Source organism: Mesorhizobium sp. NPDC059054, assembly GCF_042739215.1.
Classification (GTDB): domain Bacteria; phylum Pseudomonadota; class Alphaproteobacteria; order Rhizobiales; family Rhizobiaceae; genus Mesorhizobium.
The window spans coordinates 877,508-892,419 of the sequence record NZ_JBHYHV010000001.1; the positions used below are offsets into that span (position 1 = coordinate 877,508).

The 14,912-nt window shown below is 62.7% G+C and carries 17 protein-coding genes; 10 read left to right on the top strand and 7 right to left on the bottom strand.

The window, feature by feature from the left end; genetic code table 11:
• The first annotated feature begins 166 nt into the window (after window positions 1-166).
• A complete protein-coding gene (locus ACFWXH_RS04205) occupies window positions 167-487 on the top strand; it encodes a DUF1476 domain-containing protein (protein WP_054314038.1) in 321 nt (106 codons plus the stop codon).
• A gap of 209 nt (window positions 488-696) precedes the next feature.
• Window positions 697-1,470 carry an HpcH/HpaI aldolase/citrate lyase family protein gene (locus ACFWXH_RS04210; RefSeq protein WP_379117784.1) on the top strand — a complete coding sequence of 258 codons (774 nt, stop codon included), beginning with the start codon at window positions 697-699 and terminating at the stop codon, window positions 1,468-1,470.
• A gap of 84 nt (window positions 1,471-1,554) precedes the next feature.
• Here ACFWXH_RS04210 and ACFWXH_RS04215 read toward each other — a convergent pair whose 3' ends face one another.
• A complete protein-coding gene (locus ACFWXH_RS04215; protein ID WP_054314040.1) occupies window positions 1,555-2,103 on the bottom strand; it encodes an alpha/beta hydrolase in 549 nt (182 codons plus the stop codon).
• A 182-nt stretch (window positions 2,104-2,285) separates the two neighbouring features.
• Between ACFWXH_RS04215 and ACFWXH_RS04220 the strand changes: the two genes are divergently transcribed.
• Window positions 2,286-3,164 carry a VOC family protein gene (locus tag ACFWXH_RS04220; RefSeq protein ID WP_379118954.1) on the top strand — a complete coding sequence of 293 codons (879 nt, stop codon included), beginning with the start codon at window positions 2,286-2,288 and terminating at the stop codon, window positions 3,162-3,164.
• A 16-nt stretch (window positions 3,165-3,180) separates the two neighbouring features.
• A complete protein-coding gene (locus tag ACFWXH_RS04225; protein ID WP_379117786.1) occupies window positions 3,181-3,675 on the top strand; it encodes a GNAT family N-acetyltransferase in 495 nt (164 codons plus the stop codon).
• A gap of 50 nt (window positions 3,676-3,725) precedes the next feature.
• Here ACFWXH_RS04225 and ACFWXH_RS04230 read toward each other — a convergent pair whose 3' ends face one another.
• From ACFWXH_RS04230 to ACFWXH_RS04255, 6 genes are all read right to left on the bottom strand, one after another.
• Window positions 3,726-4,460: a metallophosphoesterase family protein gene (locus tag ACFWXH_RS04230; protein WP_379117788.1), complete on the bottom strand. Its 735-nt coding sequence runs from the start codon at window positions 4,458-4,460 to the stop codon at window positions 3,726-3,728.
• Window positions 4,461-4,465: 5 nt separating this feature from the next.
• Window positions 4,466-5,767, bottom strand: coding sequence for an adenylosuccinate lyase (purB, locus tag ACFWXH_RS04235; protein ID WP_379117790.1), 1,302 nt, complete (start codon window positions 5,765-5,767; stop codon window positions 4,466-4,468).
• 61 nt (window positions 5,768-5,828) lie between these two features.
• A complete protein-coding gene (locus ACFWXH_RS04240; RefSeq protein WP_379117792.1) occupies window positions 5,829-6,365 on the bottom strand; it encodes a hypothetical protein in 537 nt (178 codons plus the stop codon).
• Window positions 6,362-7,084 carry a DUF2259 domain-containing protein gene (locus ACFWXH_RS04245; protein WP_379118956.1) on the bottom strand — a complete coding sequence of 241 codons (723 nt, stop codon included), beginning with the start codon at window positions 7,082-7,084 and terminating at the stop codon, window positions 6,362-6,364. Before ACFWXH_RS04245 ends, ACFWXH_RS04240 begins: the two co-directional genes overlap by 4 nt.
• Before the next feature lie 58 nt (window positions 7,085-7,142).
• Window positions 7,143-8,150 (bottom strand): P1 family peptidase, encoded by a 1,008-nt coding sequence (locus ACFWXH_RS04250; protein WP_379118958.1) that lies wholly within the window; start codon window positions 8,148-8,150, stop codon window positions 7,143-7,145.
• A complete protein-coding gene (locus ACFWXH_RS04255) occupies window positions 8,150-9,235 on the bottom strand; it encodes a branched-chain amino acid ABC transporter substrate-binding protein (RefSeq protein ID WP_379117794.1) in 1,086 nt (361 codons plus the stop codon). The genes ACFWXH_RS04250 and ACFWXH_RS04255 overlap by 1 nt, the downstream gene beginning before the upstream one ends.
• Before the next feature lie 272 nt (window positions 9,236-9,507).
• Between ACFWXH_RS04255 and ACFWXH_RS04260 the strand changes: the two genes are divergently transcribed.
• Genes ACFWXH_RS04260 through ACFWXH_RS04285 form a run of 6 tightly spaced genes read left to right on the top strand, consistent with a single transcriptional unit; the run spans window position 9,508 to window position 14,904 of the window.
• Window positions 9,508-10,008 carry a flavin reductase gene (locus ACFWXH_RS04260; RefSeq protein WP_379117796.1) on the top strand — a complete coding sequence of 167 codons (501 nt, stop codon included), beginning with the start codon at window positions 9,508-9,510 and terminating at the stop codon, window positions 10,006-10,008.
• Window positions 10,009-10,032: 24 nt separating this feature from the next.
• Window positions 10,033-10,965, top strand: coding sequence for an AAA family ATPase (locus tag ACFWXH_RS04265; protein ID WP_379117798.1), 933 nt, complete (start codon window positions 10,033-10,035; stop codon window positions 10,963-10,965).
• Window positions 10,966-10,971: 6 nt separating this feature from the next.
• Entirely contained in the window at window positions 10,972-12,201 is a 1,230-nt protein-coding gene (locus tag ACFWXH_RS04270; protein WP_379117800.1) for a VWA domain-containing protein, read from the top strand.
• 22 nt (window positions 12,202-12,223) lie between these two features.
• Complete coding sequence (locus ACFWXH_RS04275; protein ID WP_379117802.1) at window positions 12,224-12,562, top strand: XdhC family protein; 339 nt, start codon at window positions 12,224-12,226, stop codon at window positions 12,560-12,562.
• Window positions 12,563-12,574: 12 nt separating this feature from the next.
• Complete coding sequence (locus ACFWXH_RS04280; protein ID WP_379117804.1) at window positions 12,575-13,279, top strand: XdhC family protein; 705 nt, start codon at window positions 12,575-12,577, stop codon at window positions 13,277-13,279.
• Window positions 13,276-14,904 carry an NTP transferase domain-containing protein gene (locus ACFWXH_RS04285; protein WP_379117806.1) on the top strand — a complete coding sequence of 543 codons (1,629 nt, stop codon included), beginning with the start codon at window positions 13,276-13,278 and terminating at the stop codon, window positions 14,902-14,904. The genes ACFWXH_RS04280 and ACFWXH_RS04285 overlap by 4 nt, the downstream gene beginning before the upstream one ends.
• Window positions 14,905-14,912 lie beyond the last annotated feature (8 nt).

Below are 14,912 nucleotides of genomic sequence, written 5' to 3' on the forward strand. Positions count from 1 at the left end.
TCGGCAAATCGGTTGAATCACTGCTTTCCGGGCCGAAATGCCGCAACGCAACAAGCAAGCGATAGGTAAAGATCACATATTGACCGCGCGCCAGCCATTTGGTTTGAGAAATCCCGATAGCGATATATCGACCACCAACCGAATCGGTTCCACCGGAGGATTTGCGATGAGCAGCATGAAGGACCGTGAAGAGGGCTTCGAGCGTAAGTTCGTCTTCGACGAGGAACTGCGTTTCAAGGCGAATGCGCGCCGCAACAAGGCACTCGGCCTGTGGGCGGCCGAAAAGCTGGGCAAGACCGGCGCCGATGCCGACGCCTATGCCAAGGAAGTTGTGGTCTCAGACATCGAGGAAGCGGGCGACCATGATGTGTTCCGCAAGATCCGCAAGGATTTCGATGCTGCCAATATCGACCAGTCCGATCACCAGATCCGTCGCACCATGGACGAACTGATGGCCCAGGCCATCGAGCAGATCAAGAACACCTGATCACCGGGCGCCGGAACGACTGGACCAATGGACCGCCCGGTTTTTCCGGGCGGTTTTTCTTTGCCTTTTCCGTCATTTCCGGCTGAAACTGGATTCAAATCGAGCGTTTCTGTTTTCACGGAAACGCTCCTGCTTTTTGTTTTTATGCAGTTCCGGACGCAAAACCGCTTCGCGCTTTTGCTGGAATTGCTCTGGAGAGGAAATCGCCGATGTCCCTGAAAGCCCGCCTGGAAGCCGATGAAACGCTGTGCACCGCCTGGTCGGGCGTGCCGGATGCATTGACCGTCGAGATCGTCGCCAGGCAGGGGTTCGACGCGGTGACGCTCGACATGCAGCACGGCGGGCACAACGAGGACAGTGTGCTGCGCTCGATCGCGCCGATTCAGTCCGTCGGCAAGCCGGCCCTGGTGCGCATTCCGGTCGGTCGTTTCGACATGGCCAGCCGTGCGCTGGACTTCGGCGCCGAGGCGGTGATCGCGCCGATGGTCAATTCGGTGGCTGACGCCAAGGCTTTCGCTGCGGCAATGAAATATCCGCCGCTTGGCGAACGTTCCTGGGGTCCGACCTATGCTTTTCCGCGCCATGGCAAAGGTACGCAGGCCGACTGGCTGAAGGAGAGCAATCAACGCACGCTGGCTTTCGCCATGGTCGAGACGCGCGCGGCGCTCGCTGCATTGGACGGCATTCTCGAAACGCCCGGTATCGACGGCATCTTCGTCGGCCCCTCGGATTTCTCGATCGCCTGGAGCAATGGCGCGGTCGTGGACTCGACGCTCGAGGACATGATGGAGACCGTCGCGCTGATCGCAGAGCGCAGCCGCAAGGCGGGCAAGCATGCGGCGATCTACGTTCTGGATGCAGGCCTCAGCGGACGTCTCGTCAAGATGGGCTACCGGCTTCTCGCCATGGGGTCCGAACAAGCACTGGTTGGGCTTGGTGCCAAGTCGCTGCTTGCGAGCGTGAAAGCGTCGATCGGTGAATAGTGAGTAGCGAGGTAGTGAGTAGTGATAGGCTAATCCACTCACTACTCACTACTCACTACTCACTACTCACTACTCACTACCTCGCTACAATCTCGACAGGAAATGCGCGAAGGTCATCGAGCCTTCCGGCCATGGGCCGTGACCGGATTCCGAATTGAGATGGCCGGTTTCGCCGGCGTCGATGAACAGCGAACCCCATGCACCGGCAAGGTCCTCCGCGATCTCGAAATCGCAGAACGGGTCGTTGCGGCTGGCGATCACCATTGAGGGGAATGGCAGCGGGTCGCGCGGGTAGGGGCCGAAGGTCATCAGGTGCTTGGGCTTGATCTTCGGATTGGCGACATCCGGCGGCGCCACGAAGAAACCACCGGCAATCGGCTTCTTGCACAGCGGCAACGCCTGGATCGCAGTCGGCACGCCGAGCGAATGCGCGACCAGCACGATCGGCTTGGTAGCCTCATTGACCGCTTCGGCGACGCGAGCCGTCCAGTCTTCGCGAACGGGTTTCGACCATTCTGCCTGTTCCACGCGCCGCGCGGTCGATAGTTTCGCCTCCCAGCGGCTCTGCCAGTGGTCAGGCCCCGAATTGGTGTAGCCGGGTACGATGAGGATGTCGGTGTCCTTGACTTTCATGGCTCCGATGTAGCGAGCGGCGTCGCCCGGCGCAATGGTGGGGCATCGTCGTCGCCATGTGAACGACGTGTTCGATTTTTGCCGCCTTGTGTGAACGATGGAAATCTTCCATCTGCTTGGTAACACAATCACCGCCGCGTACCTTCGGAGATAGGATTTTGCGACTGACGCGACGTACAATGATGGGCGCAACCGGTGCGCTGGCTCTGGGAGCCATCACCGCTGCGGCCCGCTCGGAGACCAGGATGAGCACTTTGCCCTTTGCCGCCACCACACCGGTCAGCGTCGCTCGCGTAGGGTTGAAAGCCCGCGACGCCGACAGTCTCGCCGCCTATTACCGAACTGTCGTTGGTCTGGAAGAACTTGGCCGCGATGGAGAAACGATCACGCTGGGCGCGGCAGGCCGCCCACTCCTGGTGCTGGAGCGTGACCCGGCCGCCAAGCCGGATGATCCGCGCAGCGCCGGCCTGTTCCATACTGCGTTCCTTCTGCCCAGCCGCGCCGATCTCGGTCGCTGGATCAACCACGCCATCGAAAACAAGATCGCCGTGGAAGGCGCCTCCGACCATCTGGTCTCGGAAGCCGCCTATCTCACCGATCCGGAGGGCAACGGCATCGAGATCTATGCCGATCGTCCGCACGAGACGTGGAAGTGGAACGGGCCGACCGTCGAGATGGCGACGATGCGCATGGACATCCCCGGCGTGATCGGTTCCGTGCCCGCCGGCGATGCCGGCTGGAAGGGCGCACCGGAAAACACAGTCGTCGGTCACGTCCATCTGCGGGTCGGCGATCCGAACGAGGCCGAGGCCTGGTGGAACACTGAATTCGGCTTCGATACGGTCACGAAATACGGCTCGCAGGCGGTATTCCTGTCGTCTGGCGGCTATCACCACCATATCGGTGCCAATACCTGGCAGAGCGCAGGCGCCGGCAAACGTGACGCCGGCCGTTCGGGATTGTCCTGGGTCGAGATGCGCTCGTCGGAAGCCAAGGCGCCATCGACCTATGTCGATCCCTGGGGTACGGTGATCCGCGCAGTGCCCGGAGTTCCTGCATGAAGAGTTCCTGCATGAAATGCTGATCCGATCGGAAATGCCCGCTGATCACGACGCGATCCATGAGCTTACATGGACTGCGTTCAAGCCTATGGCCTACAGCGACGACACGGAGGCCGATATCATCCGTGCGTTACGCGCGGACGGCGATCTGGCGATATCGCTGGTTGCTGAGGATGATGGTGAGATCGTCGGCCACGTGGCGTTTTCGCCTGTTACTATCGACGGCGTCCACGACAACTGGTTCGGGCTCGGCCCGATATCGGTCAAACCCGGCAGGCAGCGCCAGGGCATCGGCAAGGCGTTGATTGCTGCCGGATTGAAGCTGCTGGATGAGCGTGGTGCCAGCGGATGCGCGCTGATTGGAAATCCTGACGTGTATGGCCATGCGGGCTTCGTGAGCGACGGACAACTGACATATCTGGGTGTCGATACCAAATATGTGCAGCGGCTCGTTCTGCGCGGCCTCGTGCCACGCGGTACGCTCAGGTTTGCTCGGGCTTTCGGAAGCTAGGTTCCCAGTCGGGGGCTGCCAGTCTTCCTGTGGCCCCCTTGGGGGCCTGATCAGCTATCGATGGCATCGGCAGCGAAGCCGGTCGCAAGCCCATGCGCCCAATTGGCGAAGCCGCTGGCTTCGGCACGGCGCGCAGCCTCTGCCCAGTCATAATCGATGGCACGCTGCTCGAACGACCACCTGCCATTCTGGCGCGTGGCGATCGCATAGCGGGCATGCGGACTGCCGGTCGCGGTAAGGCCGGGAAACGCCTGCACGCCGATGCTGCCCGGATTGAGGACTGTCTGGCGTTCGGAGACGAAGACGACGCGTGGCGTGTGTGAGTGGCCGCACAGCACGAGTTCCGCCGTGACATTGCCGAGCTTGCGCCGAACTTCTCTTTCCGTGGAGGGGAAGAAGTGGTTGCCGCCGTCTTCCTCGACCAGGAATATTTCATCGCTCGACGGGCTGCCGTGGCAAAGGAAGATCTCCGACTCCAGGCTGATCGTGGCCGGCAATCCTCCAATCCATTCCTTCGCGGTTTTGGAAAGGTGCCGATAGACAAAGGCGTCTGGCTCACCAAGCTCGGCCACCGGTGTTTCGGCGAGTATCCGATCATGATTGCCGCGCACGGTCGGCCAGCCTTGGGCGACCAGATATTGCGCGGTCTCCTCCGGCCAGAGCGGGCCGGACAAGCAGTCGCCCAGATTGACGATCAGGTCGGGTGCGGCTGCCTTGATTTCACGATGCACCGCTTCCAGCGCGCGCAGATTGCCGTGGATATCGGAAATGACCGCCAGCCGCATGAACGTTATCCAAATACGCGCTTGAAGATCGTATCGACGTGCTTGGTGTGGTAGCCGAGATCGAATTTCTCGCGAATTTCGGCTTCCGAAAGTGCTGCCGTCACGTCCTTGTCGCCAAGCAGTTCCTCAAGGAAATCAGCGCCCTGTTCCCAGACTTTCATGGCGTTGCGCTGGACAAGCCGGTAGGCGTCCTCACGAGAAACACCTGCTTGTGTCAACGCCAGAAGCACACGCTGCGAGTGCACCAGGCCGCGGAACTTGTTGAGGTTCCGGTCCATGTTTTCAGGATAGACAAGCAGCTTGTCGATGACGGTGGTAAGGCGCGCCAGGGCGAAATCCAGCGTGACGGTAGCATCCGGTCCGATCATGCGCTCCACCGAGGAATGCGAAATGTCGCGCTCGTGCCAGAGCGCCACATTCTCCATCGCCGGCAGCGCCATGCCGCGAACCAGCCGGGCGAGGCCGGTGAGGTTTTCGGTCAGCACCGGGTTGCGCTTGTGCGGCATCGCCGACGAACCCTTCTGACCGGGCGAGAAGTACTCTTCCGCTTCCAGCACTTCGGTGCGCTGCAGGTGGCGGATTTCGATGGCGAGCCGTTCCACCGACGAGGCGATGACGCCGAGCGTGGCAAAGAACATGGCATGGCGGTCGCGCGGAATGACCTGTGTCGACACCGGTTCCGGCTTCAGGCCAAGCTTTTCAGCCACATGCTCTTCGACATAGGGCTCAATGTTGGCGAAGGTGCCGACGGCGCCGGAAATCGCGCAGGTGGCGATGTCCGCGCGCGCATGGACGAGCCGTTCGCGGCAGCGACTGAATTCGGCGTAGGCCTGCGCCAGCTTGACGCCGAAGGTGGTGGGCTCGGCGTGGATGCCGTGGCTGCGGCCGATGGTGACGGTATCCTTGTGCTCGAAGGCGCGCCGCTTCAGCGCTGCCAGCAAGGCATCGATGTCGGCCAGCAGGATGTCGCTGGCGCGGGTGAGCTGCACGGCAAAGCAGGTGTCGAGCACGTCGGATGACGTCATGCCCTGGTGGATGAAGCGCGAATCCGGTCCGACGAATTCGGCGAGATGCGTCAGGAAGGCGATCACGTCATGCTTGGTGACGCGTTCGATCTCGTCGATCTTGTCGACGTCGAACTTCGCCGCGCCGCCTTTCTCCCAGATGGTCTTCGCCGCTTCCTTTGGAATGACGCCCAGTTCCGCCAGTGCGTCGCAAGCATAGGCTTCGATCTCGAACCAGATGCGGAAGCGTGTTTCCGGTGACCAGATGGCGACCATTTCCGGCCGGGAGTAGCGTGGGATCATCGGTCCGTCCTGATGTCTCGGGAAAACTTACGCCGCGTCCTAACAGAGCGGGAGAAAATGCTCAACGCGGCTGACGGACAAACCACAGCGCAGCGGCAAACAGCGCGACGAAGCCGAGTGGGAAATAAAAGCGAATGCCGAGAATGGCGAACTGGTAGAGAGCGCCGGCACTGGTGAAGGCGAATTGGAAGAACCAGCGCACGCTGAAAGGGGCGCCGTGCCATTCGGCGTAGTAGGAGCGGTATTGCAGTGCGTAGAGCCCGCCGGTGACGGTAATTGTCGCCGCGATGAGGCAGGTCAGAAAGGCAGCGAACGCGACTTCGCCTGACCGGCCGAGGGCAATGAGCCGCGCCGTGTACAAGCTGATCGGAAAAGCGAGCGCTCCTCCGGCGGTGAATAGCAGCACGACTGCCACGATGCCGCCTGGCGTCTGCCAGTCGGCAATCAACAGCCTGGCATAGGCGCTGGCACCCATTGAAAGAGCCCAGGCGAAGGTGCCGAGAAGGGCCGTATGCAATGCAGGGAGAGCCAGACGCAGGCGCGTCGCCGTTGCCTCGCCGGCACGGACTGCCGAAGCTGGTGAAGCGGACGCCGTCACAGCCGCCCGGTCACCGCGATCCAGCGATAGTCCGGACCTTCAAAGCCGTAAGCGCGTGTCCAGATCAGTACGGCGTAGGCCGACAGGCTGTCGCCACCGTAGGTCTGAACCGCTCCAATGCCGTAGCCATTGGGGCAGCCGCGGCTTTTCGGGATGGATTTGTCTTCATGCAGCAGCTTCGTCGAGCCGTTAGGGTTCGCTTCGATGCGCAGGAGGCGAAAACCCTTGGTCTCGCCCTGGCTGGCGCAGACATCGTCACCGCTCAGCGCGAACTCGTTCAGCCTGAACTCCAGCGCCTCGTCGATCGCCGGAAAGACCGGGCGTGGATTGACGACCATGCGCTGTGGATCGGCTGAGAGCTCGGTCGTCGGATTGCTGCCGGCCGTGAAGCCTGGATTGGCGTCAAGTTCGGCTTGCTTGACGATGGCTTCGCCTTGTTCGCGGGCCTTGCTGCGGGCCGCTTGCAACGTGGCTGCTTCGTCATCGAGCCGCACACGCACCGGCGTGCCTTTGACGAACGTATCGGTCGCCGTATCGATGTAGTAGCGATTGGCATAAGGAAAACCGGAGCCATCCTGGACGCCATATTCTTCGAAGGCGAAGACACCGCCGCTCTTGCTGAAACCGAGGATTTGCAGTTGTGCGATATCGCCGGCCCACACCACGCCCGCCGCCACGCACAGCGCGCTTGTCAAACCTGTCAGTTTCACCAGCCGCATCATTCGCCCCCTCTCGAATTCCTCTGCCTAATATGCCCGCTAACTCGCCTCTGTGCACTCAGCCTTTCAGCGAAGACCAGGTGGGAAAAAGATCGCTTTCCGACGGCGTGGCTTTGAAGACGGCGCGAGCGATCGCCCGCGCCATGGTGGCACCCGCAGCGGCATAAAGGTCTATGGCCTCGACCGGCGAGGGTACGATACCGCTCTCGCCTGTCGCCAGGCCGAACACGAGGTCTCCGTCCACCGGCGTATGTGTCGGCCAGATGGCGCGCGTGAAGCCGTCATGCGCTGCGATCGCAAGCCGCTTGGCAGCGGCCTTGGTCAGCACCGCATCCGTTGCGATGATTGCGATGGTGGTGTTGGCGCCGACCGGATTGTCGCGGAACTTCAACCGGACCTGCCGGCTCTCCTCGGGGAGAGGGGAAGGATAACCCAGCCCTCCGAACTCATCGCCGATCTCGAAGGGAGCTGCCCAGAAATGCCGGCTGCGGCCGACGGTCACCGAACCGGTCGAGTTGGCGGCGACCAGCGCGCCGACCGTGATGCCGTTGTCCAACACGGCCGAAGCGGAGCCGAGCCCACCCTTGAGCCCTGAAGTCGTTGCGCCGACGCCAGCGCCAGCGCTGCCGATTTCGAAATCTGCCGAAGCGGCAATCGCGGCTTCATACCCAAATTCGCGATAGGGCGGATAACGCCCCCAATTCTTGTCGCCATTGTTGGGAAGGTCGAACAGGATGGCTGCCGGCACGATCGGAACGCGAAAGCCGGCCACCTCGAAGCCGATGCCGTGTTCACGCAGCGCCGCCTGCGCGCCGGAGGCGGCGTCGAGGCCGAAGGCGGAGCCGCCCGAAAGCACCAGCGCGTTGATGGTTTCGACCGAATTGTGCGGCTCGAGCAGGTCGGTCTCGCGCGTGCCCGGCGCACCTCCCAGCACCTGCACCCCGGCCACAGCCGGCCTGTCGCAAACCAGAACGGTGGTCCCCGATTTCAGCTTCGCGTCTCCGGCATTGCCGACACGCAGGCCGGTGACGTCGGTGATCAGATTGCGTTGGCCGGTGCGGAACATCATTGCTCCTCGAGAGGCATGAACCGCGTGCCGTCAAAGCGGAAGGCGCGATAGGGATTCTGGGTCAGGTCGCCCTTGGCGTCGAAGGTGATCGGGCCGATGGATGTCGTGAAGATCCGCGCGGACAATATTGTCGCCATTGGCTTCCCATCGGCTGCGGCCGCCTTCTTGGCTGTGTCCGCGATCTCGACCGCGGCAAAGGCCGGCAGCGCGTACCCTTCGGGCAGGATCTTGCCAACGGAAAAGAGGTCAAGTGTCTTCTTGTCCGCGACATCTGCCCATTCCGGCATGGCAATCATCAACGTGCCTGCCGCGTAGGGCACGTCGTTTGCGGCTCCGCGCAACGCTTCGCCACCGGCAAACACCATTGCGGAGCCTAATTTGGCCGCGTCGCGCGCCATGATGGCAACGTCGCGGCCATCGCCGCCGACAAAGACGGCATCGGCACCGGCTTTGCTGAGACGTCCAATCAAGCCGACCTGGTTGTCGAGCTCAGGGCGGAACGTGTCCGTGAACACCGGTTTCAGTGCCGCTTGCTGGGTTGTCGCGCGAACCGCCTCGGCCAGTTCCCGCCCGTAAATGGTGCCGTCATCCACAACGGCAAAGGATACGTCGCGCCACAACTTGGACAGGATCGTGCCCGCGGCATCACGTTCTGCATCTCCGCGCGGACCGAGCCGGAACACGGGCCAGCCGGTCTTGGCCCGCCGGTCGGTGAGACCCTCGGTGCGTACGCCAAGTGTGATGACCGGGATGCCGGCTTGTTTGAGGATCGGCATCGCTGCCTCGATCGCCTCCGTGCAGAGGAAGCCGACAACGGCGTCGACCTTAGCCGACACGAATTGCGTGGCGGCCGCAGCACCGCCTTCCGCGCTGCATTTATCGTCGACAACGACGGTTTCAGCGTCAAGGGCGCCGGCGCTCAGCCTCGCGCCATATTCGATCTGCTTGCCGAGGATCGTGGAAGGGCCGGACAGCGGCGCCGCGACGCCGATATTGAGTGGCGCGGCAGCGGCGCCGCCGCTCAAGATCAGCCCTCCGATCAGGCCCCCAATTTGGGCTATCAGTGCGTGCGGCAGTCGCATACCGGTAAACTGTCTCCCCCATCGGTGTTCGAACCGGCTCCGATCCAGACCGAGAGCATGATCCCGAAAAGCGGGTACCGGTTTTCGGAAAAGATCATGCTCCAACAAAGAGTTAGATCAGGATGACGATTCAACCAAACGTCATCCTGATCTAACGGCTGCCAGGTCTTGGTGCAACACGGCAATTTCGGTGGCTGTATCAACCACTTCGCTTGTGATGCGCGGGATACGGCCATATATAGCGGTAGGGGTTTGGTGTCTGGAAATCGCCCGTGTTGATGAAGAATGATGTCGAGCCGCAGGCCTATCGCGACGCGATGAGCCATTTTGCCGGCCATGTTCACGTGATTACCACCGACGGCGTCGCGGGCAGACGCGGTGCAACCGTCATTGCTGCCTGTTCGGTGTCAGACACGCCGCCGATGGTGCTGGTATGTCTCAATCGGGTTAATCCGAAGAACGAGGCATTCATCCAGAACGGCAATTTCGCGCTGAACACGCTGTCTTCGCATCACCAGTCCTTGTCGGCTGGCTTTTCGGGCATAACGGGTCTGTCGGTCGAGGGACGTTTCGCTCTCGGGCAGTGGGACACGATCTCGACAGGTGCTCCGACCCTGTCCGACGCGCTCGCGGTTTTCGACTGCGAACTCTTCGATACCAAGGACTTGGCAACCCACCGTGTGCTTTTTGGCAAGGTGACAGGCCTGCGCATCGGCGATAATTTGAAGCCGCTGATCTATCACGACCGCGGCTACCGCATCCTGCAGGATTAGGCCGCGGGCATTCACGGAGCCAGAATGACCGAGCTGAAACCGTGCCCCGTGCCGGCGACGATCGACGAAACGCTCGATCTCCTGACCGGCGCGGATTACGTGGCCGACCGGTCGCTGGCTACAGTGCTGTTTCTGTCGCTCCGCATGAAGCGGCCGCTGTTCCTCGAAGGCGAAGCCGGCGTCGGCAAGACCGAGATCGCCAAGGTGCTGGCGTCGGCGCTTGGCCGGCGCTTGATCCGTCTTCAGTGCTATGAGGGGCTCGACGTTTCCTCGGCGGTCTATGAATGGAATTACGCCGCCCAGATGATCGAAATCCGCATGGAAGAGGCCGCGGGCAAGGTCGAGCGCTCGACCATGGAACGCAACGTCTTCTCGGAAAAATACCTGATCCGCCGCCCGGTGCTCGATGCCTTGACCGGGAAGGAAGGGGCGGCCCCTGTCTTCCTGATCGACGAGCTTGACCGCACCGATGAGGCGTTCGAAGCCTTCCTGCTTGAAATCCTTTCCGATTTCCAGGTGACGGTGCCTGAACTCGGCACGATCAAGGCGGAAGAGCCGCCAATCGTCATCATCACCACCAACCGCACCCGCGAAATCCATGACGCACTGAAGCGTCGCTGCCTCTACCACTGGGTCGATTATCCGAATGCGGCACGCGAGCTGGAGATCGTCAGGCGCAAGGTGCCGGGTGCCAACAGGCGCCTGTCGGCTGAGGTCGTCGCCTTTATCCAGAAGCTGAGGCAGATCGAATTGTTCAAGGCGCCGGGCGTGGCGGAAACCATCGACTGGGCTGGCGCGTTGACTGAACTCGACAAGGTGGCGCTCGACCCGGAAACCGTGTCCGACACGATCGGCGTTCTGTTGAAATACCAGGACGACATCGCCCGTATCGAGCAGGGGGAAGGGCGGCGCATCCTCCAGGAGGTCCAGGCGAAACTCGCCTCGGCGGCGGAGTAGGATGAAATGACAGGCAGCCAGCCGGAAGGCCGGATCGCTGACAACATCGTCTATTTCGCGCGTGCGCTGCGCAAGGCGGGCATGCGGGTCGGGCCTGCCTCGGTGAAGGACGCCATCGAAGCGGTACTCACCGCCGGCATCGGTAGCCGGGACGACTTCTACTGGACCCTGCACGCGGTGCTCGTCACACGCCACGAGGATCACGCTACGTTCGACGAGGCCTTCCGCCTGTTCTGGAGATCGCGCGAACTCGTGGAGAAGCTGCTTGCCATGTTCTCGCCCGTGGCACTGGAGAATCGCGAGCGGCAGAAGCCGCGCGCTGCCGAGAGCCGGGTCAGCGATGCGCTGTTGGAGGGACATCAGAACGCGGCGCCGCCGCGCGAGATTCCGGACATCGAGATCGACGCACGTTTCACTGTCTCCGGCAATGAAATGCTGCGCGGCAAGGATTTTGCGCAGATGAGCGCAGCCGAGCTCACCGATGCCCGCAAGGCGATCTCGCAACTGCGATTGCCGTTCGACCTTGTGACGACGCGGCGCTTCAAGGCCGACGCGGCCGGTCGACGTATCGATCCGCGTGCCATGATGCGGGCATCGGCGCGTACCGGCGGGGCGCTGATCCTGCCGAAATTCCGATCGCCGCGTGAAATCCACCCGCCGCTGGTGGTGCTGGCCGATATTTCCGGCTCGATGAGCCAGTATACGCGCATCTTCCTGCATTTCCTGCACGCGTTGACGGAGAAGCGCCGGCGTGTCCAAGCCTTCGTGTTCGGCACGCGTCTCACCAATCTGACGCGCCAGATGCGACACCGCGATCCGGATCAGGCGCTGGCCGATGCCTCCGATGCCGTGAAGGACTGGTCGGGTGGCACCCGTATCGGCGAAACGCTCGCCGAATTCAACCGGCTATGGTCGCGACGGGTGCTGGGGCAGGGCGCGGTGGTGCTTTTGATCACCGACGGGCTGGAGCGCGACCATGTCGACGGGCTTGCCCGAGAAATGGAGCGTCTGCACAAATCCTGCCGGCGTCTGATCTGGCTGAACCCGTTGCTGCGCTTCGATGGCTTCGAGGCGCGTGCGCGCGGTGTGCGGGCGATGCTGCCGCATGTCGACGAATTCCGACCGGTGCACAATCTGAACGCGCTTGCCGATCTTTGCGTGTCGCTGGACCGCAGCCCGATGCGCGAGAACGACCCGCGTCGGTGGCTCGACGCTGGCATCGCAAAAGCGGCGTAGCCATATGTCTGGAGAAATGGCCATGCATGACAGCACCTATCTCGACGAAGCCCGCGATCCGTTGATCATCGCGGAAGACTGGATGAAGAACGGCAAGGATGTCGCTCTGGCCACGGTTGTCGAAACCTGGGGTTCGGCACCGCGCCAGGCCGGCAGCCATCTGGTGATCGATGCGGACGGCAATTTCCACGGCTCGGTTTCCGGCGGCTGCGTCGAAGGGGCTGTGGTGGCCGAAGCGCTGGACGTCATCGGTTCCGGCAAGGCGAAGATGCTCGAATTCGGCGTCGCGGACGAAACGGCCTGGCAGGTTGGCCTCTCCTGCGGCGGACGCATCAAGGTCTATGTCGAACGGCTGGGATAAGAGTATCGAAGCATGGATCCCTATGTTCTCAAGACGTTGAACGTCGAGCGCCGCGCACGCCGCGCCGCCGTTCTCGTGACCGACCTTGGTGACGGGCGTGACCGTGTCGTACGCGAGGGCGATACCGTCGCCGGTGAACTCGGTGCCGCCATCGAAAGGGCCTTTCGCACCGGGCTTTCCGGTTCCGTCGAGGCCGAGGGGCGCACCTTCTTCCTAAACGCCCACCTGCCGCAGCCGCGCCTTGTGGTTGTCGGTGCCGTCCATATCAGCCAGGCGCTTGCGCCGATGGCCAGGATCGCGGGCTATCCGGTCGAGATCATCGATCCGCGTACCGCTTTCGCCACGCCGGATCGTTTCCCCGATGTCCCGCTTCACGCCGAATGGCCGCAGGATGTCCTGGCGCGGCAGCCGCTCGATGGCTACACGGCGCTTGCTGCCGTCACCCACGATCCCAAGATCGACGATTTCGCACTGAAGGCGGCGCTCGACGCGCGCTGCTTCTATGTCGGTGCGCTTGGCAGCCGCAAGACGCACGCCAAACGGGTCGAGCGCCTGCTAGCCCTGGGCGCGGGTGCCGAGGATATCGCGCGCATCCATTCGCCGATCGGCGTCGACATCGGCGCGGCAAGCCCGGCCGAGATTGCGGTGGCGGTGCTGGCTGAGGTGATCAGCGCCTTCCGTTCGCGCGGTCTGGAACGCAAGGGCGAAGCAGCGTGAAATTCGGGCCGGTGCCGCTGGAGGAAGCCGAAGGCGCTATCCTGGCGCATTCGACTGTGGTCGGAGGAAAGCGCTTCCGCAAGGCGCGCGTGCTTTCCGCCGAAGACATCGCCGCGATGCGCGGTGCAGGCCTGAAGGACGTCATCGTCGCCGTGCTCGCCGCCGATGATGTCGAGGAGAATGTCGCTGCCGAGCGACTGGCCTCCGGGCTTTCTTTCGCCGGCATCGAGGCGAAGCCTGCAGCCACCGGTCGGGTCAACCTCCATGCGACCGTTTCCGGTGTTTTCACGGTCGACAGGCAACTGATCGATTCCATCAATCTGGTCGATCCCGACATCACCATCGCCACCATGCCGCCTTTCGCGCCGATGGTGGAGGGGCAGATGGTGGCGACGATCAAGATCATCCCCTTTGCCGTCCCGGAAGGCGTGCTGGAGCGTGCACAGGAGCTTGGGCGCGGACGGGAGGCCTTCCGCATGCATCCTTACAGACCGTTCAGGGTGGGCGTGGTGCAAACCGTGCTGCCCTCGATCAAGGGCAGCGTTCTGGACAAGACCCTCCAGGTCACCGAGGAACGCCTGGGGCGTACCGGCAGTACGATCTCAGGCGAGATCCGCACGCCGCATTCCGCACCAGAAGTCGCCCGCGCCATCGAGCAACTGGCCGATGACAGCGACATGGTACTGGTGTTCGGGGCCTCGGCGATGAGTGACCCCGATGAGGACGTTATCCCGGCAGCCATTCATGCATCCGGCGGCATCGTCCACCGCTCCGGCATGCCGGTCGATCCCGGCAATCTTTTCGTGTTGGGCGAGCGGCAGGGCAAACCCGTGCTCGGCGCGCCGGGCTGTGCGCGCAGCCCGAAGCTGAATGGCTTCGACTGGGTGCTGGATCGGTTGATGACCGGCATTCCGGTGACAAAGGAGGATATCGCCGGCATGGGCGTGGGTGGGCTTTTGATGGAGATACCGACCCGGCCGCAGCCGCGTGAGCTCGCCTCCGCCAAGGGAGAAACGAAGGCGCTGGTGCCGAAGGTGCCGGTCGTGTTGCTGGCGGCTGGCCGCTCCAGCCGCATGGGCGGGCCGAACAAGCTGCTCGCGCTCTTCGGCGGCAATCCGCTGGCGCGACTGAGCGCGGAGCGCGCACTGGGCTCGAAGGCGGATGGCGTGATCGTGGTCACCGGTCATCAGGGCGAGCGGGTGAAAAACGCGCTCGCTGGCCTTGAAGTCACTTTCGCCGAAAATCCGCATTTCGCCGAAGGTCTGTCGACCTCGCTCAAGGTCGGGGTCTCCACACTTGCAGATGACGCAGCCGGAGCGCTGGTGATGCTGGGCGACATGCCGGGTATATCATCAACGGATCTCGACCGGCTGATCGACGCTTTCCGCGCTTCCGGCGGTCGTTCGGTGGTGCGCGCCTCGCATGACGGGCGACGCGGCAATCCCGTGATCCTGCCGCGCTCCTTGTTTGCTGCCGTCAGTCATCTGGAGGGTGACACCGGTGCCCGTCATCTGGTCGAGGCGGAGGGACTGGACGTCATCGACGTCGAGATCGGTGCAGGTGCCTTCGTCGACGTCGACACGCGCGAGGCGCTGGCCGACGCTGGCGGCGTGTTGCAGGATTGACAAAAGGG

Coding starts and splice junctions, on each gene's coding strand:
- ACFWXH_RS04275 (WP_379117802.1), top strand. CDS start 12,224: ATGCATGACAGCACCTATCTCGACGAAGCCCGCGATCCGTTGATCATC.
- ACFWXH_RS04225 (WP_379117786.1), top strand. CDS start 3,181: ATGCTGATCCGATCGGAAATGCCCGCTGATCACGACGCGATCCATGAG.
- ACFWXH_RS04250 (WP_379118958.1), bottom strand. CDS start 8,150: ATGTTCCGCACCGGCCAACGCAATCTGATCACCGACGTCACCGGCCTG.
- ACFWXH_RS04265 (WP_379117798.1), top strand. CDS start 10,033: ATGACCGAGCTGAAACCGTGCCCCGTGCCGGCGACGATCGACGAAACG.
- purB (WP_379117790.1), bottom strand. CDS start 5,767: ATGATCCCACGCTACTCCCGGCCGGAAATGGTCGCCATCTGGTCACCG.
- ACFWXH_RS04220 (WP_379118954.1), top strand. CDS start 2,286: ATGGGCGCAACCGGTGCGCTGGCTCTGGGAGCCATCACCGCTGCGGCC.
- ACFWXH_RS04215 (WP_054314040.1), bottom strand. CDS start 2,103: ATGAAAGTCAAGGACACCGACATCCTCATCGTACCCGGCTACACCAAT.
- ACFWXH_RS04205 (WP_054314038.1), top strand. CDS start 167: ATGAGCAGCATGAAGGACCGTGAAGAGGGCTTCGAGCGTAAGTTCGTC.
- ACFWXH_RS04230 (WP_379117788.1), bottom strand. CDS start 4,460: ATGCGGCTGGCGGTCATTTCCGATATCCACGGCAATCTGCGCGCGCTG.
- ACFWXH_RS04210 (WP_379117784.1), top strand. CDS start 697: ATGTCCCTGAAAGCCCGCCTGGAAGCCGATGAAACGCTGTGCACCGCC.
- ACFWXH_RS04245 (WP_379118956.1), bottom strand. CDS start 7,084: ATGCGGCTGGTGAAACTGACAGGTTTGACAAGCGCGCTGTGCGTGGCG.
- ACFWXH_RS04270 (WP_379117800.1), top strand. CDS start 10,972: ATGACAGGCAGCCAGCCGGAAGGCCGGATCGCTGACAACATCGTCTAT.
- ACFWXH_RS04255 (WP_379117794.1), bottom strand. CDS start 9,235: ATGCGACTGCCGCACGCACTGATAGCCCAAATTGGGGGCCTGATCGGA.
- ACFWXH_RS04280 (WP_379117804.1), top strand. CDS start 12,575: ATGGATCCCTATGTTCTCAAGACGTTGAACGTCGAGCGCCGCGCACGC.